Annotated in this window: 19 protein-coding genes; 5 read left to right on the top strand and 14 right to left on the bottom strand. The window is 70.8% G+C overall.

The features are described from left to right. Positions 1-224 precede the first annotated feature (224 nt). The gene (ybaK, locus tag JIAGA_RS0110635) at positions 225-710 is read left to right on the top strand and encodes a Cys-tRNA(Pro) deacylase (protein ID WP_035812397.1); all 486 of its coding nucleotides are present in this window, start codon (positions 225-227) and stop codon (positions 708-710) included. 72 nt (positions 711-782) lie between these two features. Here the strand turns inward: ybaK and JIAGA_RS28990 are convergent, their stop codons facing one another. The 7 genes from JIAGA_RS28990 to JIAGA_RS0110600 all read right to left on the bottom strand — a co-directional run bounded on the left by JIAGA_RS28990 (position 783) and on the right by JIAGA_RS0110600 (position 8,477). Continuing rightward, positions 783-1,331: a DUF2567 domain-containing protein gene (locus JIAGA_RS28990; protein WP_157552979.1), complete on the bottom strand. Its 549-nt coding sequence runs from the start codon at positions 1,329-1,331 to the stop codon at positions 783-785. Beyond that, positions 1,316-4,855, bottom strand: coding sequence for a DNA polymerase III subunit alpha (gene dnaE, locus JIAGA_RS0110625; RefSeq protein ID WP_035812396.1), 3,540 nt, complete (start codon positions 4,853-4,855; stop codon positions 1,316-1,318). The genes JIAGA_RS28990 and dnaE overlap by 16 nt, the downstream gene beginning before the upstream one ends. Before the next feature lie 132 nt (positions 4,856-4,987). Next, positions 4,988-5,800: a chorismate mutase gene (locus JIAGA_RS35245; protein WP_211239604.1), complete on the bottom strand. Its 813-nt coding sequence runs from the start codon at positions 5,798-5,800 to the stop codon at positions 4,988-4,990. 408 nt (positions 5,801-6,208) lie between these two features. Beyond that, entirely contained in the window at positions 6,209-7,132 is a 924-nt protein-coding gene (locus tag JIAGA_RS0110615; RefSeq protein WP_035812394.1) for an RluA family pseudouridine synthase, read from the bottom strand. Next, complete coding sequence (lspA, locus tag JIAGA_RS28985) at positions 7,129-7,698, bottom strand: signal peptidase II (RefSeq protein ID WP_084469610.1); 570 nt, start codon at positions 7,696-7,698, stop codon at positions 7,129-7,131. The genes JIAGA_RS0110615 and lspA overlap by 4 nt, the downstream gene beginning before the upstream one ends. Continuing rightward, positions 7,671-8,096 carry a TraR/DksA family transcriptional regulator gene (locus JIAGA_RS28980; RefSeq protein WP_211239603.1) on the bottom strand — a complete coding sequence of 142 codons (426 nt, stop codon included), beginning with the start codon at positions 8,094-8,096 and terminating at the stop codon, positions 7,671-7,673. Before JIAGA_RS28980 ends, lspA begins: the two co-directional genes overlap by 28 nt. 117 nt (positions 8,097-8,213) lie before the next feature. Next, entirely contained in the window at positions 8,214-8,477 is a 264-nt protein-coding gene (locus tag JIAGA_RS0110600; protein ID WP_026875639.1) for a DUF167 domain-containing protein, read from the bottom strand. Between the two features lie 376 nt (positions 8,478-8,853). Between JIAGA_RS0110600 and ileS the strand changes: the two genes are divergently transcribed. Continuing rightward, positions 8,854-12,060: an isoleucine--tRNA ligase gene (ileS, locus tag JIAGA_RS0110595; protein WP_026875638.1), complete on the top strand. Its 3,207-nt coding sequence runs from the start codon at positions 8,854-8,856 to the stop codon at positions 12,058-12,060. Positions 12,061-12,308: 248 nt separating this feature from the next. Here ileS and JIAGA_RS28975 read toward each other — a convergent pair whose 3' ends face one another. The 5 genes from JIAGA_RS28975 to ftsZ all read right to left on the bottom strand — a co-directional run bounded on the left by JIAGA_RS28975 (position 12,309) and on the right by ftsZ (position 16,170). After that, positions 12,309-13,121, bottom strand: coding sequence for a DivIVA domain-containing protein (locus tag JIAGA_RS28975; protein ID WP_051425945.1), 813 nt, complete (start codon positions 13,119-13,121; stop codon positions 12,309-12,311). A gap of 46 nt (positions 13,122-13,167) precedes the next feature. Continuing rightward, on the bottom strand, positions 13,168-13,446 hold the full coding sequence (locus JIAGA_RS0110585; RefSeq protein ID WP_245597156.1) for a YggT family protein: 279 nt from the start codon (positions 13,444-13,446) through the stop codon (positions 13,168-13,170). A gap of 107 nt (positions 13,447-13,553) precedes the next feature. After that, positions 13,554-14,099 (bottom strand): cell division protein SepF, encoded by a 546-nt coding sequence (locus tag JIAGA_RS35920; protein ID WP_026875636.1) that lies wholly within the window; start codon positions 14,097-14,099, stop codon positions 13,554-13,556. A gap of 116 nt (positions 14,100-14,215) precedes the next feature. Then, positions 14,216-14,938, bottom strand: coding sequence for a peptidoglycan editing factor PgeF (gene pgeF / locus JIAGA_RS28970; RefSeq protein ID WP_051425944.1), 723 nt, complete (start codon positions 14,936-14,938; stop codon positions 14,216-14,218). Positions 14,939-14,961: 23 nt separating this feature from the next. Continuing rightward, positions 14,962-16,170: a cell division protein FtsZ gene (gene ftsZ, locus JIAGA_RS0110570; protein ID WP_026875635.1), complete on the bottom strand. Its 1,209-nt coding sequence runs from the start codon at positions 16,168-16,170 to the stop codon at positions 14,962-14,964. A 265-nt stretch (positions 16,171-16,435) separates the two neighbouring features. Between ftsZ and JIAGA_RS28965 the strand changes: the two genes are divergently transcribed. The 3 genes from JIAGA_RS28965 (at position 16,436) to JIAGA_RS34490 (ending at position 17,979) form a co-directional block, all read left to right on the top strand. Then, positions 16,436-16,723: a hypothetical protein gene (locus tag JIAGA_RS28965; protein ID WP_035812391.1), complete on the top strand. Its 288-nt coding sequence runs from the start codon at positions 16,436-16,438 to the stop codon at positions 16,721-16,723. 170 nt (positions 16,724-16,893) lie between these two features. Further along, the gene (gene yidC, locus JIAGA_RS0110560; protein WP_026875634.1) at positions 16,894-17,655 is read left to right on the top strand and encodes a membrane protein insertase YidC; all 762 of its coding nucleotides are present in this window, start codon (positions 16,894-16,896) and stop codon (positions 17,653-17,655) included. 117 nt (positions 17,656-17,772) lie between these two features. Further along, complete coding sequence (locus JIAGA_RS34490; protein WP_157552976.1) at positions 17,773-17,979, top strand: hypothetical protein; 207 nt, start codon at positions 17,773-17,775, stop codon at positions 17,977-17,979. Between the two features lie 177 nt (positions 17,980-18,156). Here the strand turns inward: JIAGA_RS34490 and JIAGA_RS28960 are convergent, their stop codons facing one another. Continuing rightward, positions 18,157-18,927, bottom strand: coding sequence for a cell division protein FtsQ/DivIB (locus tag JIAGA_RS28960; RefSeq protein WP_051425943.1), 771 nt, complete (start codon positions 18,925-18,927; stop codon positions 18,157-18,159). A 2-nt stretch (positions 18,928-18,929) separates the two neighbouring features. Next, complete coding sequence (gene murC / locus JIAGA_RS0110550) at positions 18,930-20,342, bottom strand: UDP-N-acetylmuramate--L-alanine ligase (RefSeq protein ID WP_026875633.1); 1,413 nt, start codon at positions 20,340-20,342, stop codon at positions 18,930-18,932. Positions 20,343-20,347 lie beyond the last annotated feature (5 nt).

Below are 20,347 nucleotides of genomic sequence, written 5' to 3'. Positions count from 1 at the left end.
CGGCTTGATCCCGTGCCAGGCATCAGATCTATGAGAATTCTTTTCACAGCACTCGGCCGGGCGACAGGAGCTGCCGCGTCCCCCCGGCGGCCACCGGACTGGCCGTGCGGACCTGCGGGTACGATGGTGAAACAGAGTCTCGGGGGCGTCCGGTGATCGTTCCTGCGGCGCGTGCGATGACGAAAGACCAGGGTTGGGGCTAGATTGCCCTAATGGGGACAACAATGCGCCAACGGACGGGGACTCCTGCCACTGTGGTGCTGGAGCGGGCGGGTGTCCCGTTCACCGTGCACCCGTACCACCATGACGCCTCGGCGCCGTCGTTCGGCCTGGAAGCCGCCCGTGCACTGGGGGTCACGCCGGCCCGCGTCTTCAAGACGCTGCTGGCTGAAGTGGACGACGAGCTCGTCGTCGCCGTCGTTCCGGTGTCCGGCTCGCTGGACCTGAAGTCGCTGGCCCGCGCCGCGTCGGGCAAGAAGGCGGTCATGGCCGCGACCTCGCAGGCCGAACGCGCCACCGGATACGTCGTCGGCGGGATCAGCCCGTTCGGCCAACGCCGCAAGCTGCCGACCATCGTCGACGAGTCGGTCTACACCTTCCCGACGGTGTACGTCTCGGCGGGCCGGCGGGGCTTGGACGTCGAGATCACGCCGGCTGACCTGATCCGTCTCACCTCGGCCAAGACGGCCACGATCGCCCGCACGAGCTGACGCCTGTGGGCCGTTCCGCCCATCCGGCGCCGACAGCACACCTGCCGGCGCCGGCAGGACCCGCGTGGGCGTTCACCGGCCGGTCGGGTCGCCGGGCACCGCCCACGGCGCGCGGTCCTCTCGGAACAGCGCGATCACCGCCAGGACGACCGTGGCCACCGTGGACCACACGAGCAACCCGGCCGGCGACTCCATGCGCAGCGCGAACGCGTGCTCGGTACTGTTCTCCAGCCCGGACACATCATCGCTCGGCCCGAGCACGCCGCCGATCAGGGTGGCCAGGTAGGACCCGGCGACACCGCCGAGCGCCAGCGCGACCAGCACTGTCACCGGGCGCCGCCAGTGCCGCACGCCGAACACGACCGCCAGGACGAGGCCGAAACCGGCGGTCAGCAACGAGAACACGGCGTCGCGGCCGAACAGCTTCTGTCCCTCGGCCGCATCCACGGCCAACGCGCCGTCGACGACGACGCCGGTGACCTCCGGCGCCAGCAGCCACCACAGCACGCCCAAGGCGAGCCCGGCGACGACGCAGACCCCGGCGATCTCGGTGGCCACTCGTCGTGGCCCCGGGGCGACGTGCCCGAGCCGCTCCGCACGGCGCACTACGACGCCAGACACGTCGGGCCCAGCAGCGCCTTGAGGTCGCCCATCAGTGCCGTCGACGGGGTGACCCGCAGCCCGTCGGGTAGCTTCATGATCATGGTGCTCTTCGACGAGGTCACGCTCAGCCGCACCTCGGTGACGCCGGGGTGGGTGGCCAGCACGTCCTTGAGCCGTTCGACGACCGGTGGCGTACAACGGCTGGACGGCAGCGTCACCACGATGGGGCCGGACGACGCCTCGGCGAGGTCCGGGATGGACAGCTCGCTGGCGATCAGCTGTGGCGATTCCTCGCGGCGGTCGAGGCGGCCTTTCACCACGACGATCTCGTCCTCGGCCAGCTGCAGCGCGTACAGCTGGTAGGTGGCGGGGAAGAACATCGCGTCGATGGAGCCCTCGAGGTCCTCGAGGGTGACGATGGCCCAGGTGTCGCCGCGCTTGCTGACCTTGCGCTGCAGCGACGTGATGAGCCCGCCGACGCTGATGGTGGTGCCGTTGGGCACCTCGTCCTCGTCGGCCAGCGTGGAGATCGGCCGGTCCGAGGCGTTGGCGATGATGTGTTCCAGGCCGAGCAGGGGGTGGTCGGAGACGTAGAGGCCGAGCATCTCGCGTTCGTAGGCGAGCTTCTGCTTCTTGTCCCACTCCGTCAGCTCCGGCACCGCGACCTCGAAGCCGGCGGCGTCCTCACCGGCACCACCGAACAGGTCGAACTGGCCGACCGCCTCGTTGCGCTTGAGCGAGATGACGGTGTCGACGGCGTCGTCGACGACGGCGGCCAGGGCTCGGCGCGCGTACCCCATCGAGTCGAACGCGCCGCCGCGGACCAGGGACTCGACGACCCGCTTGTTGCAGACGTTGACCGGCACCTTGTCCATGAAATCGGGGAAGGTCTCGAAACGGCCCTTCTCCTGCCGGGCCGCCACGATGCCGTCGACGACGTTGGCGCCGACGTTGCGGATGGCGGTGAGGCCGAAGCGGATGTCGGTACCGACCGGGGTGAAGTCGCCGGCGGACTCGTTGACGTCGGGCGGCAGCACCTTGATGCCCATGCGACGGCACTCGGACAGGTACAGCGCGGTCTTGTCCTTGTCGTCCCGGACCGAGGTGAGCACGGCGGCCATGTACTCGGCCGGGTAATGCGCCTTGAGGTAGGCCGTCCAGTACGCGATGACACCGTACGCGGCGCTGTGTGCCTTGTTGAAGGCGTAGTCGGAGAACGGGACCAGGATGTCCCACAGCGTCTTGATGGCTTCGTCGCCGAAGCCGTTGGCCTTCATGCCGTCGGAGAACGGCACGTACTCCGCGTCGAGGACCTCGCGCTTCTTCTTACCCATGGCCCGGCGCAGTAGGTCCGCTTTTCCGAGCGTGTACCCGGCCAGCTGCTGGGCGATCGCCATCACCTGCTCCTGATAGATGATCAGGCCGTAGGTGGTGCCGAGGATGGGTTCGAGAGCCTCGGCCAGGTCCGGGTGGATGGGCGTGATGGGCTGCTGCCCGTTCTTGCGCAGCGCGTAGTTGATGTGGCTGTTGGCGCCCATCGGTCCTGGCCGGTACAGCGCGATGGTCGCGGAGATGTCCTCGAAGTTGTCCGGCTTCATCTGCCGCAGCAGCGACCGCAGCGGCCCGGAGTCGAGCTGGAACACGCCCAGGGTGTCGCCCCGGCCCAGCAGCTCGTAGGCGCCGCGGTCGTCCAGCCCCAGCTCCTCCAGGACGATGGGGTCCTTGCCGTTGCGGACGATGTTCTTGAGCGCGTCGTCGAGGATGGTGAGGTTGCGCAGGCCCAGGAAGTCCATCTTGACCAGGCCGAGCGTCTCGCAGGTCGGATAGTCGAACTGCGTGATGATCGCGCCGTCCTGCTCGCGCTTCATGATCGGGATGGTGTCGAGCAGCGGCTCCGACGACATGATGACGCCGGCGGCGTGCACCCCCCACTGCCGCTTCAGGTTCTCCAGGCCCTTGGCGGTGTCGACGACCCGTCGCACCTCGGGGTCGGACTCGTACAGCGAGCGGAACTCGCCGGCCTCGGCGTAGCGCTTGTGCTGGGGGTCGAAGATGCCCGAGAGCGGGATGTCCTTGCCCATGACCGCCGGCGGCATGGCCTTGGTGATGCGCTCGCCCACCGCGAACGGGTTGCCGAGGACGCGGCTGGCGTCCTTGATGGCCTGCTTGGCCTTGATGGTTCCGTACGTGACGATCTGCGCGACGTGGTCGGTGCCGTACTTCTCGGTGACGTACCGGATGACCTCGCCCCGCCGGCGCTCGTCGAAGTCGATGTCGAAGTCGGGCATCGACATCCGCTCGGGGTTGAGGAACCGCTCGAAGATCAGCCCGTGCGGGATGGGGTCGAGGTCGGTGATGCCCATCGCGTACGCCGTGATGGAACCGGCACCGGACCCGCGGCCCGGGCCGACCCGGATGCCGTTGCGCTTGGCCCAGTTGATGAAGTCCGCGACGACGAGGTAGTAGCCGGCGTAGCCCTTCCCGGTGACGATCTCGGTCTCGTAGTCGGCGCGCTGCCGGACCTCGTCGCTGATGCCGTTCGGGAAGCGCTTGTGCAACCCCCGCTCGACCTCCTTGACGAACCAGGAAACCTCGTCCTCACCCTCCGGCACCGAGAAGCGCGGCATGTACTTGCCGGCCTCCTCGACGAACTTGACCTCGCAGCGCTCGGCGATGAGCAGCGTGTTGTCGCAGGCTTCCGGGAAGTCCGACCACCGCTCGCGCATCTCGGCCGCGCTCTTGAGGTAGAAGTCCTCGGCGTCGAACTTGAACCGCTTGGGGTCGGCCAGCGTGGAACCGGACTGGACACAGAGCAGGACCGCGTGGGCCTCGTGGTCGGCCTTGTGGGTGTAGTGGAGGTCGTTGGTGGCCAGCAGCGGCAGGTTGAGGTCCTTGCCCAGCCGCAGCAGGTCCTCGCGGATGCGGGTCTCGATGTCGAGCCCGTGGTCCATGAGCTCGAGGAAGAAGTTGTCCTTGCCGAAGATGTCGCGGAACTCGGCAGCGGCCTTGATGGCCTCGTCGTACTTGCCCAGCCGCAGGAACGTCTGCACCTCGCCGCTGGGGCAGCCGGTGGTGGCGATGATGCCTTGTGCGTAGCGCTGCAGCAGCTCGCGGTCCATGCGCGGCTTGAAGTAGAAGCCCTCGATCGAGGCCAGCGACGACAGCCGGAACAGGTTGTGCATGCCGCCGGTGTTCTCGGCGAACATGGTCATGTGCGTGTAGGCGCCGCTGCCGGAGACGTCGTCGCCGCCGCCGTCGCCCCACCGCACCCGCGTCTTGTCGAATCGGCTGGTGCGCGGCGTCAGGTAGGCCTCGGTGCCGATGATCGGCTTGATGCCGTACTGGTTCGCCTTCTTGTAGAACTCGTAGGCGCCGAAGACGTTGCCGTGGTCGGTGGTGGCCACTGCCGGCATGCGCTGTTCGGCCGCCGCGCTGAACAGGTCGTCCAGCCGGGCGGCGCCGTCGAGCATGGAGTACTCGGTGTGCACGTGCAGGTGCACGAAGTTGCCCGCACCGGAGGGACTGGACGCAGCACTCGACACGACGATCAGACGCCTCCTCAAGCAGTCACGCACCGGGCGGCCAGCCGCACGCACCGGGGAACTAGAGACACCTTATGCGGGGTCGCTGACAGGGTGTCGATGCCACACCGCGCCGGCCGGCGGAGAGCCGCCTCACATCCGCCAGACGGGCGTTTCGTCCGCTTCGTCCCGCTCCGAGACTTCCAGCCCGGCTTCGATCACCGCGGCCATGATCCGGGCCAGCCGGTCGGCCGGCAGCGACGGCGCCCGGGTGGCCATCGCCGCCACGATCTCCGCCTCCCGCCGTGGATCGCGGCCGGCGTGCCCGCCCACCGGCTTGAGCCGCTGCACGCGCCCGGCCAGCGCCACGCGGTGCTCCAGCAGGGTCGCGATGGCCGCGTCGACGCCGTCGATGGCCTGCCGGCACTCGGCCAGCGTCTCCGGCACGGCCGGGCGGACCAGCGGGGCGATCCGGGCGGCCGCCTCCCGGGCCTGCCCGACGGCACCCGCACCTGGCGTGTCCAGCCACAGCCCGTCAGCTCCGGCGGCCACGGCCGCGCCGGCCAGCCCGGCATGGTCCCCCAGGCCGGCGACGACGGTGACCCCGCGGCGGCGCAGCCCGGCGATGGCCGCCGGTTCGGTGGCGGGGACGACGACGGCGACGACGTGCGGTGCAAGCCGCTGCGGCAGCCGGCCGTGGAGGGGCTCGGCGCCTGCGACGCTCACCGGCGGGCCGAGCCGCAGCACGACGCCCGCGGGCGCTCCGTCGGGGGTCGTGAGGGCGACCTCCTGAGTCGAGCCGGCTGCCGTCCGGGCGTCGTCGTACTCGAGGTCGGCGCCGGAGCCCGGCGGCGCCACGACCGGCACCCGCGGCCCGCGGAGGGCCGCCACGGCGAGGTCGCGGCCGCGCGGAGCATCGCCGGTGTCGGTGTCGGTGTCGGAGTCGCGGTGCGCAGGTGCGGTCACGGGGTGCTCCCAGGTTCGTGCGTGAGCAGCCGTACGCTTCGGCGAGTCGGCCGCTCGTGGCCAGATGACGAGAGGCCCCAGGGCGGGTGCCTGAAGCCTCGGGCGAGCCGACTCGGGTGGGATGCGCGCTACGCCTCGACGCGACCGGCCGCCCGGGCCGGCTCGGTAAAGGCGGTATACGTGCGCATGACGGCGACGGTACCCGCGCCCCGTCCGGCCTGTCCACGAGCCGGACGAACGAGCTCACATCCCGAGACGACGCGCGAGCCACCCTTCCGACGCGTTGATCTTGGAGTAATGGAAGATTCGCAGTCCCTTTTGCCCGATTGATTCCGCGCTTACTCCAAGATCAACGGGGAGCGGCGGCGCGCGGAGGCAGCCCGGCAGCGGGGCGGCCCGCCGGCCCGGCTACGGCAGCAGCTGGTCGAGGGCGTGCTGGAGGTCGTCGGGGTAGGTGGAGGAGAACTCGGCCCACTCCCCCGTTCCGGGATGCTCGAACCCCAGCCGCACGGCGTGCAGCCACTGCCGGGCCAGGCCCAGCCGCGCCGACAGCGTGGGGTCGGCGCCGTAGGTCAGGTCGCCCACGCACGGGTGCCGCAAGGCGCTCATGTGCACCCGGATCTGGTGCGTGCGGCCGGTCTCGAGGTGGATCTCCAGCAGGCTGGCGGCCGGGAACGCCTCGAGCGTCTCGTAGTGCGTGACGCTGTCCTTGCCACCGGCCACGACGGCCCACTTGTAGTCATGCGACGGGTGCCGGTCGATGGGCGCCTCGACGGTGCCTCGCGACGGATCCGGGTGGCCCTGCACGAGGGCGTGGTAGACCTTGTCGACCGTGCGCTCCTTGAACTGGCGCTTCAGCGAGGTGTAGGCGCGTTCGGACTTCGCCACCACCATCAGCCCGCTGGTGCCCACGTCGAGCCGGTGCACCACGCCCTGCCGCTCGGCAGCGCCGCTGGTGGAGATGCGGAAACCGACCGCGGCCAGCCCGCCGACGACCGTCGGGCCGGTCCAGCCCGGGCTGGGGTGCGCGGCCACCCCGACGGGCTTGTCCACCACCACGACGTCGGCGTCGTCGTGCACGATGCGCATGCCCTCGACGTGCTCGGGCACCACTTGGACCGGGGCCGGCGGGGCCGGCATCTCGACTTCCAGCCAGGCGCCACCGCGCACCCGCGCGGACTTCGCCGCGACGGCGCCGTCGACGACGACGTGACCGTCCTCGACCAGCGCGGCAGCACGGCTCCGGGACAGCCCGAACAGCCGGGCCAGCGCCGCGTCGAGGCGCTCGCCCTCCAGGCCGTCGGGCACCGGGAGGCTACGGTGATCGCTCATGCGGCTCCGGTCCGTTCCTGGACGGGGCCCGGCCGCTGCCCGCGGACGGCGCCGTCGTGCCGGATGCCACGCAGGCTCAGCACCGCGACCGCCGCGGCACCGGCGACGATGGCGGAGTCGGCGAGGTTGAACACCGGCCAGTTGGGCACTTCGAGGAAGTCGACGACGTGGCCGCGGAACGGGCCGGGCATGCGGAACATGCGGTCGCTGAGGGTCCCCAGCGCGCCGCCGAGGACGCCGCCCAGCGCGACCGCCCATGGCAGGCTGCGTACCCGCCGGCTGATCCAGAGGATGGCCAGCACGACCGCTGTCGCCGCCGCGGTCAGCGCCGGCGTCAGGTTCGTGGCCAGGCTGAACGCGGCCCCCGGGTTGCGGATGAGCCGCAGCTGCAACACGTCACCGAGAACCGGCACGGCGCGCCCGGGATCCAGCTGGGCGACCGCCAGGATCTTGGTGGCCTGATCGAGGGCGAGCACGGCCACCGCGACGACGAGCAGGACCCCGGCCCGAGCGGACCGTGAGTCCGTGCCGTCGTGCGTCAACGACGCTCCTGGCGCTGCTTGCATGTCATGCACAGTGTGGCACGCGGAAACGCCTGCAACCGCGCCTTGCCGATCGGCTTGCCGCAACTCTCGCAGACGCCGTACGTGCCGTTCTCGATGCGCCCCAGCGCCCGTTCGGTCTGGACGAGCATGTCGCGGTGGTTGGCCGCCAGCGACATCTCGTGCTCGCGCTCGAACGTCTTGGTGCCCGTGTCGGCCTGGTCCTCACCGCCGGTGTCGCCGCTTCGCAGCAGGTCGGCGATGTCGGCCTCGGCCTCGTTGATCTCCGCACGCAGGCGCACAGCGTCCGACGCGAGCAGCTCACGCACCTCGGTGAGCTCCTCTTCGGTCCACGGATCCTCGTCCTCGCGGACCACCAGTGCGGCCGCCTCAGCAGCCTCGACCTTGCTGTCACCAGCCACTGTGTCCACCTTCGCCTTCGAGCCCGTGCGCTCTGCCATCATCATTTCCCCCGTCCGATCCACCCCGCCCTGTGGAAGAGCCAGGTGCCGTGAGAATAGAGCGTGCGGCGTCGCGCATCAATCCGCCTCGCGCATGAGGTCTGCCAGCCGCGACGCCGACGCGGCCGGGACCTCGACGGACTTCGTCCTGCTGGTCGCGCCGGTGATCAACGTCACCTCACGCTTCCGGCAGCCCAGCGCCTCGGCCAGGGCTTCCAATGCGGCCCGGGTGGCGGCACCGTCGACGGCTCTGGCCTGGACCGCGACGACCAGCGCATCGCCATGACGGCCGCCCACAGCCGTTCGCGGCGCGCCCGGCCGCACCCGGATGCTCACCCTCACCGCACGCCTCCACCGACCAGGCGGGAACTGGTCACCGTACGAGGGTAGTCACCGGCGGTGAAATCCCGTGCCCCGAACCCGTCCGGCGACGTAGACTGCGTAGTCGCGAGCAGGCGTTGACGGGGACGAGTACCCCGCGTCGTCGGTCAGGAGCGAGCCGGGGACGGTGTGAGCCCGGCGGCCGAGCGCGGGCGAAGATCACCCTCGAGCCGCCGGAAGAACGGCACCGTCCTCGACGGAGCCCAGTAGACCCGGCCGCACGCAACGAAGTGGGCCGGACGCCGTGACCACGGCATCCGGCCAAGGAGGGTGGTACCGCGGGGTTCGCCTCGTCCCTCCGTCGGTGCACGAACGACGGAGGATTCGAGATATCGCCATGACCGAGCCCACCGGCTACCGCGAGGTGCCCGCCCAGGTCGACCTACCCGCCCTGGAGCACGACATCCTCGCGTTCTGGCGCGACAACGACGTGTTCGCCCAGACGCTGAAGAACAGCGAGGGCCGCCCCCAGTGGACCTTCTACGAGGGTCCGCCGACGGCTAACGGCATGCCGGGCACGCACCACATCGAGGCCCGGGTGTTCAAGGACGTGTTCCCCCGCTACCGGACCATGAAGGGGTACAACGTGCCCCGCCAGGCCGGGTGGGACTGCCACGGCCTGCCGGTCGAGATCGCGGTCGAGAAGGAACTGGGCTTCACCACGAAACACGACATCGAGGCGTACGGCATCGCCGAGTTCAACGCCAGGTGCCGCGAATCGGTGCTGCGCCACGTCGACGCGTTCGAGGAGCTCACCGAGCGGATGGGCTACTGGGTCGACACGTCCCAGGCCTACCGCACCATGGACCCGTCGTACATCCAGAGCGTCTGGTGGTCGCTCAAGCAGATCTTCGACAAGGGCCTCCTGGTCGAAGATCACCGGGTCGCGCCCTACTGCCCGCGCTGCGGCACCGGTCTGTCCTCGCACGAGCTGGCGCAGGGCTACGAGACCGTGGTCGACCCGTCGGTGTACGTCCGCTTCCCGCTGACCTCCGGCCCGCTGGCCGGCCAGGCGTCCCTGCTGGTGTGGACGACGACGCCGTGGACGCTGGTCTCGAACACCGCCCTGGCGGCGCACCCGGACGTCCGGTACGTGGCGGTGGAGACACACCCCTCCGCCGAGGACGCGGATCGACCCGCCGGGTCCTCCGAACTCGTCGTCGTGGCCGAGCCGCTCGTCAGGACGGTGCTCGGCGAGGACGCACGAGTGGTGGCGTCGTTCACCGGCGCCGAGATGGAACGCTGGACGTACCAGCGCCCGTTCGAGCTGGTCGAGTTCCCCGCCGACGGCGAACGGGCGCACTTCGTCGTCGTCGACACCTACGTCACCACCGAGGACGGCACCGGCCTGGTGCACCAGGCGCCCGCGTTCGGTGCCGACGACCTGCGGGTCTGCCGCGCCTACGGGCTGCCGGTCGTGAACCCGGTACGCGCCGACGGCACTTTCGCCCCGGACGTCCCGCTGGTCGGCGGGCAGTTCTTCAAGCACGCCGACGCCGACCTCGTCCGCGACCTCGAGCACCGCGGAGTCCTGTTCCGCCACGTGCCGTACGAGCACGAGTACCCGCACTGCTGGCGGTGCCACACGCCGCTCATCTACTACGCGCAGCCCTCCTGGTACATCCGCACCACCCAGGTCAAGGACGAGTTGCTGCGCGAGAACGAGAAGACCACCTGGTACCCGGAGACCATCAAGTGGGGCCGGTACGGCGAGTGGCTGCGCGGCAACGTCGACTGGGCGCTCTCGCGCAACCGGTACTGGGGCACACCGCTGCCGATCTGGCGCAACGACGAGGACCCGTCGCGGATGGTCTGCGTCGGCTCGCTGGCCGAGCTGTCCGAGCTGTCCGGTCAGGACGTGTCCGAGCTGGACCCGCACCGCCCGTACGTCGACGACGTCACGTTCACGCTGCCCGGCGTGCCCGGCACGTTCCGGCGGGTGCCGTACGTCATCGACGTCTGGTACGACTCCGGCTCCATGCCGTTCGCCCAGCTGGGCTACCCGTACGCCCCCGGCAGCGCCGAGGCCTTCCAGAAGTCCTACCCGGCGCAGTACATCTGCGAGGCGCTGGACCAGACCCGCGGCTGGTTCTACACGCTGATGGCCATCGGCACGCTGGTGTTCGACCGCTCGTCGTACGAGAACGTCGTCTGCCTGGGGCTCATCCTGGCCGAGGACGGCAGGCGCATGAGCAAGCACCTGGGCAACATCCTCGAGCCGATCCCGCTGATGGACGAGCACGGCGCCGACGCCGTGCGCTGGTTCATGCTGGCCAGCGGGTCGCCGTGGCTGCCGCGCCGGGTCGGGCATGCCAACCTGCAGGAGATCGTCCGCAAGGTCCTGCTGACGTACTGGAACACCGCGTCGTTCCTGTCGCTGTACGGGCGGACCGCGGGCTGGACACCGGGCTCGTCGGAGGTGCCGCCGGTCGCCGACCGGCCAGTGCTGGACCGCTGGGCGCTCTCGGAGCTGCACCGGCTGGTCCGCGACGTCGACCACGCGATGGACACCTTCGACACGCAGACGGCCGGCGCCAAGCTGACGGCGTTCGTCGACGACCTGTCCAACTGGTACGTGCGCCGGTCGCGGCGGCGGTTCTGGGACGGCGACCCGGCAGCGCTGGCCACCCTGCACGAGTGCGTCGAGACGCTCACCCGGCTGATGGCGCCCATGGTGCCGTTCCTCACCGAGCGGGTCTGGCAGGACCTCGTCGTTGCGTCGGTACCGGACGCCCCGGTCTCGGTGCACGCGGCGACCTGGCCCGAGGCCGACCCGGCGCTGATCGACGACGCGCTGGCGGCGGAGGTCTCGCTGACGCGCCGGCTGGTCGAGCTCGGCCGGGCCGCCCGCGCGGAATCCAAGGTCCGCACCCGCCAGCCGCTGTCGCGGGCTCTGGTGGGTGCCCGCGGCTGGGAGTCACTACGCCCGGAGCTGCGCAGCGAGATCGCCGACGAGCTGAACGTGGTGTCGGTGCTGTCGCTCTCTGAAGTGGGAGCGGCCGGGGACCGGTTGGTCGACGTGTCGGCCAAGGCGAACTTCCGGTCGCTGGGCAAGCGGTTCGCGAAGGACACTCCGAAGGTGGCGGCGGCCGTGGCCGGAGCCGACGCCGGGGTCCTCGCGGCCGCGCTGAAGGCGGAGGGCCGGGCGACGGTCTCGGTGCCGTCGCTCGGCGACGTGGAGCTGGAGCCCGACGACGTCATCGTGACCGAGACCCCCCGCGAGGGCTGGGCGGTGGCCCGCGAGGGCGAGACGGTGGCGCTGGACCTGACGCTCACCGACGCGCTGGTCCGCGCCGGCCTGGTTCGCGAGGCCGTACGGCTGGTCCAGGAGGCCCGGAAGTCCGCCGGCTTCGAGGTGTCGGACCGGATCGAGCTGGCGTGGTCGGCAGCGGACCCGATGGCGTCCGCGCTGCGCGAGCACGGCGGCCTGCTGGCCGACGAGGTCCTGGCGACGGCGGTCCACGAGGACCTCGACGCTCTCGCGGGCTCGCCGGATCAGGTCGACGCCGACCTGGGGCTCACCTTCCGCCTCCGCCGCGCCTGACGTCGCCGTCCTGCGGAGGAGACGACAACCTGACGCAACGCAATTGATCATGGAGTAGGTCAGTCTCCCAGACACTCGGAACCTGATCTACTCCATGATCACGCGATGGGCAGGTGGGCCGGAACACGCCGGAACACGCGAAAGGGGCCCGGGCCGGCGTCGAAACACCGGCCTGAGCCCCTTCCTTGTGCGATGTTCTCGCTTGAGTCCGTGGCCGCCGGGTCCTGCCCGGCCGCGGGCTCGCGGCGTCAGCGCTGCTCGTCGTCCAGCAGGCTGGCGACGGAACGCAACGACCCGCCGGTCTGGGTGGCCGAGGCGGCGTTCCCGGACGGCCCGGGCTGCGTCTGGCCACCGCCGGCACCGCCGCCGCCGGTCGTCGCGGGCACCTGGCCCACGCCGGTCTCGGCTTCGTCGACCCCGCCGGTCTCGAGCTTGCGCAGTTCGCGCTCCAGGTACGACTTGAGACGGCTGCGATACTCACGCTCGAACGCGCGCAACGTCTCGAGCTCACGTTCCAGGTCGGCGCGATCCGACTCGAGCTTGCCGAAGACCTGGGTCCGCCGCTTCTGGACCTCCTGCTCGATCGAGTCGGCCCGCTGCCGGGCGTCCTGTTCGATCTTCGCGGCCTTGGCCTTGCTCTCGGAGTCGAGCTTCTCCGCCCGGGCCTTCGCCTCGTTGATGAGACGGTCGGCCTCGGACTTGGAGTCGGCCACGAGCTCGTCGGCGGTCCGCTGCGCGAGCGCCAGCACCTTCGCCGCAGCGTCGCTGGGCTGGACGCCAGCCGGTGCGCTAGGAGCCGCGGAAGCCGACGGCGGAGCCTCCGGCGCCTTTGGCGCCTCGGCCTGGCGCGGAGCCTGGATCGGCTCAGCCGATCCGGCGAGCCCGCCGCCGCGGGTCACGGCGCTGAGCTTGTCGCGCAGCTCGTCGTTCTCCCGCTGCATGCGCGCGAGCTCGGCCTCGACCTCGTCCAGGAACTCGTCGACCTCCTGCATGTCGTAACCCTCGCGCAGGCGGACCGTCGTGAACTCCTTGTTCTGGACGTCCTCGGGCGTCAGTGGCATAGCGTCACCTCGGATGTGAGCATAGGCAGAATGTCACCGTACCGCGTCATCCTAGGGACCCGACAACCACAAGGGCGATTTGGACCAGGATGATGAGCACGATGAACGCCAGGTCAAGGGCGACCGAGCCGATCCGCAGCGGCGGAATGACCCGTCTGATGGCCCGCAAAGGCGGGTCGGTCACCGTGTATACGGCCTCCAACACGACGAGCACCAGACCTTTCGGCTGCCACTCGCGTGCGAAGACCTGAATCCAGTCGGCAACAAGCCTGATCAACAATGCGATGAAGAAGAGCCACAACACCGCGGACAAAATCTGACTCACAGCCGACACAACACCTGAACTTACCTGACGAACGCCGGCTTCGATGACATAGGCACCGGCGCGCCGGGGTGTCGTTGCCCATCGTGCCGAACGTCACGTCGGGTGGATCAGCTCTGATTGAAGAACCCGCCGCTGACCATGCGGGCCTTGTCCTCGGCCGTGACCTGCACGTCCGCGGGCGTGAGCAGGAAAACCTTGGCGGTGACGCGGTCGATGCTGCCGCGCAGCCCGAAGATCAGCCCGGCGGCGAAATCGACCAGCCGTTTCGCGTCGACGTCGTCCATCTCGGACAGGTTCATGATGACCGGCGTGCCGTCGCGGAAGTGCTCACCCAGCGTGCGCGCCTCGTTGTAGGTACGCGGGTGCAGCGTGGTGATGCGGGCCTCACGCATGGCCGGCGCCCGCCGCACGGCTGCCATGGGCCGGCGGTCGGCGAGCGACGCCACCGTGGCGGTGTGCTCGCGGTCACGTTCCCCGCGCTCGGCGCGCTCCCGGCGTTCCGGAAGGCGCTCCTCGACGTCGTCGGCGGGGGCGTCGTCGTAGTCCTCGGCGTACGCCTCGTCGTCGTATTCGTCGGTGTACTCGTCGTCGTAGCGGTCTCGGTCCTCCACGAGGCCGAGGTAGACCGCAACTTTGCGCATTGCGCCGGCCATTCAAGTCCTCCGCATGTGGTGGACGGTCCCCTGTGCTTTCAGACACTAGCCCCGCGTGCTGCCGGAACCGGGGATTGCGAGCGCGACACGCCCAGGCGTCGCATGAGTCCCACCGATCACACCTGACTCATCCATGCCACCCCGGCGAACCGCCCGGTGACGCCGTCGCGGCGGTACGAGTAGGACGCCTCGTCCTCGATCGTGCAGGTCGCGACGTCCTCGACCGCCGCGCCCGCGGTACGCAGCTGGGCGGCGACACCGGCCGGCAGGTCGAGCCCCGGCGTGCCGGCGCGGGTGACCGCCCACGATTCCGGGACGACGGCGGCGACCTCGGCCCGCATCGGCTCGGGTACTTCGTAGCAACGTCCGCAGACCGCCGGGCCGATGCGCGCGGTGAGCTTGCGGGCGCCGAAGTCGCGCATGGCCGCCACGAGCGCGGGGACGACGCCGGCGGCGAGCCCGGGCCGCCCGGCGTGCGCGACGCCGACGACGCCGGCCTCCGGGTCGGCGACGAGCACCGGCACGCAGTCGGCCACGAGCACCGCCAGCGCGCGCTCCGGCACGGTCGTGACCAGGGCGTCCACCTCGGGCGCCGGGCCGGTCCAGGGCCCGTCGACGACGCCGACCCGCGCACCGTGCACCTGGTTCATGTAGGAGACAGCGCGCGGCGACAGCCCGATGGCCCCGGCCAGCAGTTCGCGGTTGCGAGCCACGGCCGCCGGGTCGTCGCCGACGTGGCCGCCGAGATTGAGCTGGTCGTACGGCGCTTGGCTGACTCCGCCGAACCGGTCGGTGAACGCGAACCGGACCGGGCCGACGGAACTGGTGTGCCGAAGCACGGGACTCGGGCCCCCTAGCCGTCCTACTTGAGGAAATCGGGCACGTCGAGATCGTCGCTGGGCGTGGCCGGGACGATGCGGCGCTGCTCGCGCGGCGGGGCCGGCGGCGCGGCGGCGGGAGCGTCGTCACCGCCGTCCGTGCGCTTCGCCTCGTCGCTGTCCTTGTCCGACGTGCTCGCGGCCGGGGTGGCCGTGCCGACCGAGCCGATGGCTCCCGCGGCGGCCGGGCCGGAACTGGCCTGACCGTCGGACTTGCGGACGGTGCCGAGCTCACGCCGGGTGGGACTGCCGCTGTCGAAACCCGCGGCGATGACGGTGACCCGGACCTCGTCGCCGAGGGCGTCGTCGATGACCGCGCCGAAGATGATGTTGGCGTCGTCGTGCGCGGCCTGTGCCACCAGGTTGGCGGCCTCGTTGATCTCGAACAAGCCGAGATCGGAGCCGCCGGAGACGGACAGCAGGACCCCGTGCGCGCCGTCGATGGACGCCTCGAGCAACGGACTGGAGATGGCCATCTCGGCCGCCGCGACCGCGCGGTCCTCGCCGCGCGCCGAACCGATGCCCATCAGCGCCGACCCGGCATTGCTCATGACCGACTTCACGTCGGCGAAGTCGAGGTTGATCAGGCCCGGGGTGGTGATGAGATCGGTGATGCCCTGCACACCGGACAGCAGCACCTGGTCGGCGCTCTTGAACGCGTCCAGCACGCTGACCTGCCGGTCGCTGATGGACAGCAGGCGGTCGTTCGGGATGACGATGAGGGTGTCGACCTCTTCGCGCAGTTCCTCGATGCCGGCCTCGGCCTGGAGCGCCCGCCGCCGGCCCTCGAACATGAACGGCCGCGTGACCACACCGATGGTCAGCGCGCCGAGCGAGCGGGCGATACGTGCCACCACCGGCGCACCGCCGGTGCCGGTGCCGCCGCCCTCCCCCGCCGTGACGAAGACCATGTCGGCCCCCTTGAGGACCTCCTCGATCTCCTCGGCGTGGTCCTCGGCGGCCTTGCGGCCCACGTCCGGGTTGGCCCCAGCACCCAGCCCCCGGGTGGCCTCGCGCCCGACGTCGAGCTTGACGTCGGCGTCGCTCATCAGCAACGCCTGAGCGTCGGTGTTGATGGCGATGAACTCGACACCCTTGAGGCCGACTTCGATCATGCGGTTGACCGCGTTGACGCCGCCGCCGCCGATGCCGACGACTTTGATCACCGCGAGGTAGTTCTGCGGGGCAGTCACGTCACATCGCCTTTCGTCGAGTTCAACTCTCACCCTCAAGTTGAGGTTTATAGTTATGTCAACCTGAGCGCTTGGTGAAACGCTAAGGGCGGCCACACTCCTGTCGCCGTAGACACGCCGAACGCATCCGCCATTCATGACGCCGTCGGTGATGACGCATGCCAGAACAGCGGATGCGGACTGGATTCCGGGCGGGTACATGGTTTCGGCCCGCGTGGTCACGCGCTGCACCAGGACGACCGGCGCCGGCGGGTAGGCTCGCAGCATGGTCCGAGCGCTGGTCGAGTGGGTCGCCGCACTGGCCGCCCTGGTGGTGCCGTGGGTGCTGTCCCCGGACGTGCCGGCCCTCTCCGTCGCGGTCGTGTCGGTGCTGGCGCTGCTCATCACCCTGCTCGCGGTCCGGCGGTCGCGCTCCGCGCGAGCGGACGAAGCCACCGACGCCGTCGTCAGGCGCCACACCGGCGTCCAGACCGTGGTCATCGCGCTGACCGACCCCGACGCCGCCCTCCGGCCCCGTCCGAGAGCACCGACCGGGATCGCCTGCCTCCCCTAGACAGGTCTGCGCCACCAGGTATCAGCCAGGGAGCGTCTCCGGGATCCCCGGGGCCAGGTCACCGAGGTTCGCCGGCCAGCGGCCGCGGTGCCGTACCTGGCGTTCTCGGCAACGTGCCTGCGTTCGGACCTGCCTCGTCCACGTCTCAGCTCACCCGGAGAGGCTCCGCCATGCTCGCCATCCTCGACACACCTGCCCTCGTCGTCTCCGACCTGGTGCTGGCCATCGGCCGCGCCCTCGAACCCGTCCTCGGTGACGCGGCGACCGCCGGCGCGATCATCACGCTCACCCTGCTCGTCCGCCTGTTGCTCCTGCCCGTCGGGTTACGCGCCGCCCGGGCCGCCAGAGCCCGGCAGGCGTTGCGACCCCAGGAGCTGGAGCTACGACGCCGGTTCCGCGACCAGCCGGCCCGTCTCCACCATGAGCTGCACGAGCTGCACGAACGACACCAGGTGCGGCCGTTCTCGAGCGTCGTCCCGCTACTGGCGCAGGTGCCGGTCTTCATGGTCCTGTACCGGTTGTTCGCGTCGCCGACACTGAACGGGCACGCGAACGCCCTGTTCACTCACGCCGTGTTCGGTGTCCCGCTGAGCGACAGCTGGCTGACGGACCTCGCGGCCGGCCTGGTCCCGCCGGAGCTGATCGTTTTCGGCACGGTCTTCGTACTGCTGATCGCGGTGGCCTGCTGGTCGTCCTGGCAGGCCCGGCGCTCGATGACGAGCACGATGTCGCAGCTCGAAGGTCTGCCACCGGAGCTGGCTACCGCCCAGCGCTCGATATCCCGGGTGACCGCGCTGCTGCCGTTCGGCACGCCGGTGGTGGCCATGTTCGTGCCGCTCGCCGCCGCGCTCTACCTGCTGACGACGACGGCGTGGGCGGCCGCCGAGCGCTGGGCGCTCGGCACGTACCGGACAGCGGCCAAGGCGGCGTGACGGGCGCGCCGCGCTCGGGAGCTGCGCACATCCACAGGGGCAGGCAGTTCACGGAGTTGTCCACATTTCGCGGATCCGGCCTGGCCCGCTCCCCCGCGATCTGGGGAGATGGTGGGCATGACGAACCTCGCCGCGTTTCACCTCAGCCCCGACATCGACCGACGCCGGCGGCGGCAGACCGCGCCGCAGGCCGAGAAGCTCGCCGTCCTGGTCAGACAGCCATGCGCCTGCGCGCAACCGCGCCCACCAGGGGTGCTCCGCCCCGACCCGGTCAGCACGGCGCGCATCGTCGCCAGCTGCCCGGCCTGCGGGGGTGCGGTATGACCACGTTGCGGCCCGCGCCCGTCGGTGCGCAATCCGTTACGTCTTCGTGGCCTGGCGCCACGTGCTGGCCTGAGGTAACGCCGACATGGCCTGGTCCAGCCATCGGCGATACCTCGGGCCAGGACGATACGGAAAGCCAGCAGGCTGGGCGGGTAGGGCCAGCGGTGCCGACTGCGCCTAGCGGGTCACCGCGGGGTTGGTCGGGGCGGACACGTCGTAGCCGGACGGCGGGTCGTCACCGTCCTGGTCGGCAATCAGGGCGAGCAACACCTCGGCCTTGCGGTCGATGTCCTCCGCGGTGCCCCACCGCACGTCGGTACCGTCGGCGAGGACGAGCCGGATGTCCGCTTCCGATCGGGCGTCCACGGTGTCCACCAGGTCCAGCAGTGACGACGGCAGGCCGGTCAGCACGGCCACCCCGGCGGCCCGGACGGCGGCATCGACGGCGGTTTCCGGTTCCTGGTCGGCGCCCGGTGCCGTCACCGGCGCGGTCAGCACCGGCAGCCCGTCCGGGCGTGCGGACGACTCCCCGAACAGCACGCCGGCCTCGTCCACCGAGTACCAGAGATCACCTGACGAGATCGCGGCCACCGGCTCGCGCGGCGTCACCTCGATGGTCAACGTCGTGGGCCATGACCGGCGCACCTCGACCTCGGCGGCCTCCGGCAGAACGGCCACCCGTTCCACGATCGCACCCGTGTCCACCCGGGCCAGCGGCGTGCCCATCGGCGCGTCCGCCAGCTCCAGCACTTCTTCGGAGAGCGGCGATGACACTCCCGACACCGTCACCGACTTCACGGCCAACACGCTGGACCAGCCGACCAACCAGGCCAGGGCCACCACGCCGGCCGCTGCCAGGCAGCCCAGCAGCACCCCGAACACCTGCCGCAGCCGGCGCCGCCGCGCCCGAGCCGCGAACAGCCGGGCGCTGGCCGAGCGCGACGCCATGCTCACGGCTGCCGCGCCTCCAACACGTCCAGCACCTCGGGGCCGATCAAGGTGACGTCGCCGGCACCGACGGTCAACATGATGTCCCCGGGCTCGGCACGCGACGCCGCCAGCTCCGGCACCGCCGACCACGACTGCTCGAACACCACCTGCGACGGCGGCAACGGCACGGCCGCGGCCACGAGGGCCCCGGTCACCCCGGGCTCGGGGTCCTCGCGGGCGGCGTAGACGTCCATGACGATGACCTCGTCGGCGGCGCCCAACGCGGCACCGAACTCCGAGGCGAAGATCCGGGTACGGCTGAACAGGTGCGGCTGGAACACCACGACCACCCGGCCGCGACCGGCCACGCCACGCGCGGCCGCCAGCGCGGCCGCCACCTCGGTGGGGTGGTGGGAGTACTCGTCGTACACCCGCACTCCGCCGGCTACGCCTTTGAGCTCGAACCGGCGGCGGGTGCCGGTGTAGCCGGCCAGGCCGTCAAGCAGGTCGCCGGCCGGGAAACCGATGCCGAGTCCGGCGGTGAACGCCGCGGCCGCGTTGAGCGCGTTGTGCCGGCCGGGCAACTGCAGCTGGATGCGCTCCAGCCGGCGGCCACGGGCGACCAGCTCGAACGACACGCCTGGGCCGGCGATGTCCAGCGCGGTCACCCGGACGTCGGCGTCGCGCGACTCGCCGAACGTGTGCACCACCACGCCGCGCGAGGCCGCCCGGGCGCCGAGGGCACGCGCCCCCGGGTCGTCGGCGCACACCACGAGGTAGCCCGACACGCAGTCGGCGAAGGCGTCGAACGCCGCCATGTAGGCGTCCTCGGTGCCGTAGAAGTCCAGGTGGTCGGCCTCGACGTTGGTGACGACGGCCACTTCGGGGTCGTAGGCGAGGAACGACGCGTCGCTCTCGTCGGCCTCCGCGACGAAGATGTCGCCACTACCGTCGTGCGCGTTGGCACCGGATTCGTTGAGGCTGCCGCCGATGGCGAACGACGGGTCCGCGCCGCAGTGCTGCAGCGCGACGGTGAGCATGGACGTCGTCGTGGTCTTGCCGTGGGTTCCGGCGACGGCGATGGCTCGCCGCCCGGCCATCACCGAGGCCAGCGCCGCGGCTCGCGGCAGCACCGGGATGCCCCGTTCGTGCGCCTCGACCACCTCAGGGTTGGTCTCTCGGATCGCGGTGGAGACGACGACGGTCTCGGCCAGGCCGACGTTGGACGCGGCGTGGCCGACGTGCACCTCGGCGCCCAGGGCACGCAGCCCGGCGAGCGTCCCGGACTCCTTGGCGTCGCTACCGGACACCTCGACGCCTCGGGCCAGCAGGATGCGCGCGATGCCGCTCATGCCGGCACCGCCGATGCCGACGAAGTGAACCCGGCCCAGCTTCTCCGCGGGCACGGTCCGCTCCGGTGGCGAGACGATCACGTGTG

The organism is Jiangella gansuensis DSM 44835 (genome assembly GCF_000515395.1).
Classification (GTDB): Bacteria; Actinomycetota; Actinomycetes; order Jiangellales; family Jiangellaceae; genus Jiangella; species Jiangella gansuensis.
Note: the sequence above shows the minus strand (reverse complement) of the source record. Positions and strands in the feature narration are given on the sequence as shown.

What these genes read in the sequence shown, in the direction of transcription:
- ybaK (WP_035812397.1), top strand. Translation starts at nt 225, where the DNA reads ATGCGCCAACGGACGGGGACTCCTGCCACTGTGGTGCTGGAGCGGGCG.
- JIAGA_RS0110615 (WP_035812394.1), bottom strand. Translation starts at nt 7,132, where the DNA reads ATGAGCGATCACCGTAGCCTCCCGGTGCCCGACGGCCTGGAGGGCGAG.
- lspA (WP_084469610.1), bottom strand. Translation starts at nt 7,698, where the DNA reads ATGCAAGCAGCGCCAGGAGCGTCGTTGACGCACGACGGCACGGACTCA.
- ileS (WP_026875638.1), top strand. Translation starts at nt 8,854, where the DNA reads ATGACCGAGCCCACCGGCTACCGCGAGGTGCCCGCCCAGGTCGACCTA.
- JIAGA_RS28975 (WP_051425945.1), bottom strand. Translation starts at nt 13,121, where the DNA reads ATGCCACTGACGCCCGAGGACGTCCAGAACAAGGAGTTCACGACGGTC.
- JIAGA_RS35920 (WP_026875636.1), bottom strand. Translation starts at nt 14,099, where the DNA reads ATGGCCGGCGCAATGCGCAAAGTTGCGGTCTACCTCGGCCTCGTGGAG.
- JIAGA_RS28965 (WP_035812391.1), top strand. Translation starts at nt 16,436, where the DNA reads ATGGTCCGAGCGCTGGTCGAGTGGGTCGCCGCACTGGCCGCCCTGGTG.
- yidC (WP_026875634.1), top strand. Translation starts at nt 16,894, where the DNA reads ATGCTCGCCATCCTCGACACACCTGCCCTCGTCGTCTCCGACCTGGTG.
- JIAGA_RS34490 (WP_157552976.1), top strand. Translation starts at nt 17,773, where the DNA reads ATGACGAACCTCGCCGCGTTTCACCTCAGCCCCGACATCGACCGACGC.
- JIAGA_RS28960 (WP_051425943.1), bottom strand. Translation starts at nt 18,927, where the DNA reads ATGGCGTCGCGCTCGGCCAGCGCCCGGCTGTTCGCGGCTCGGGCGCGG.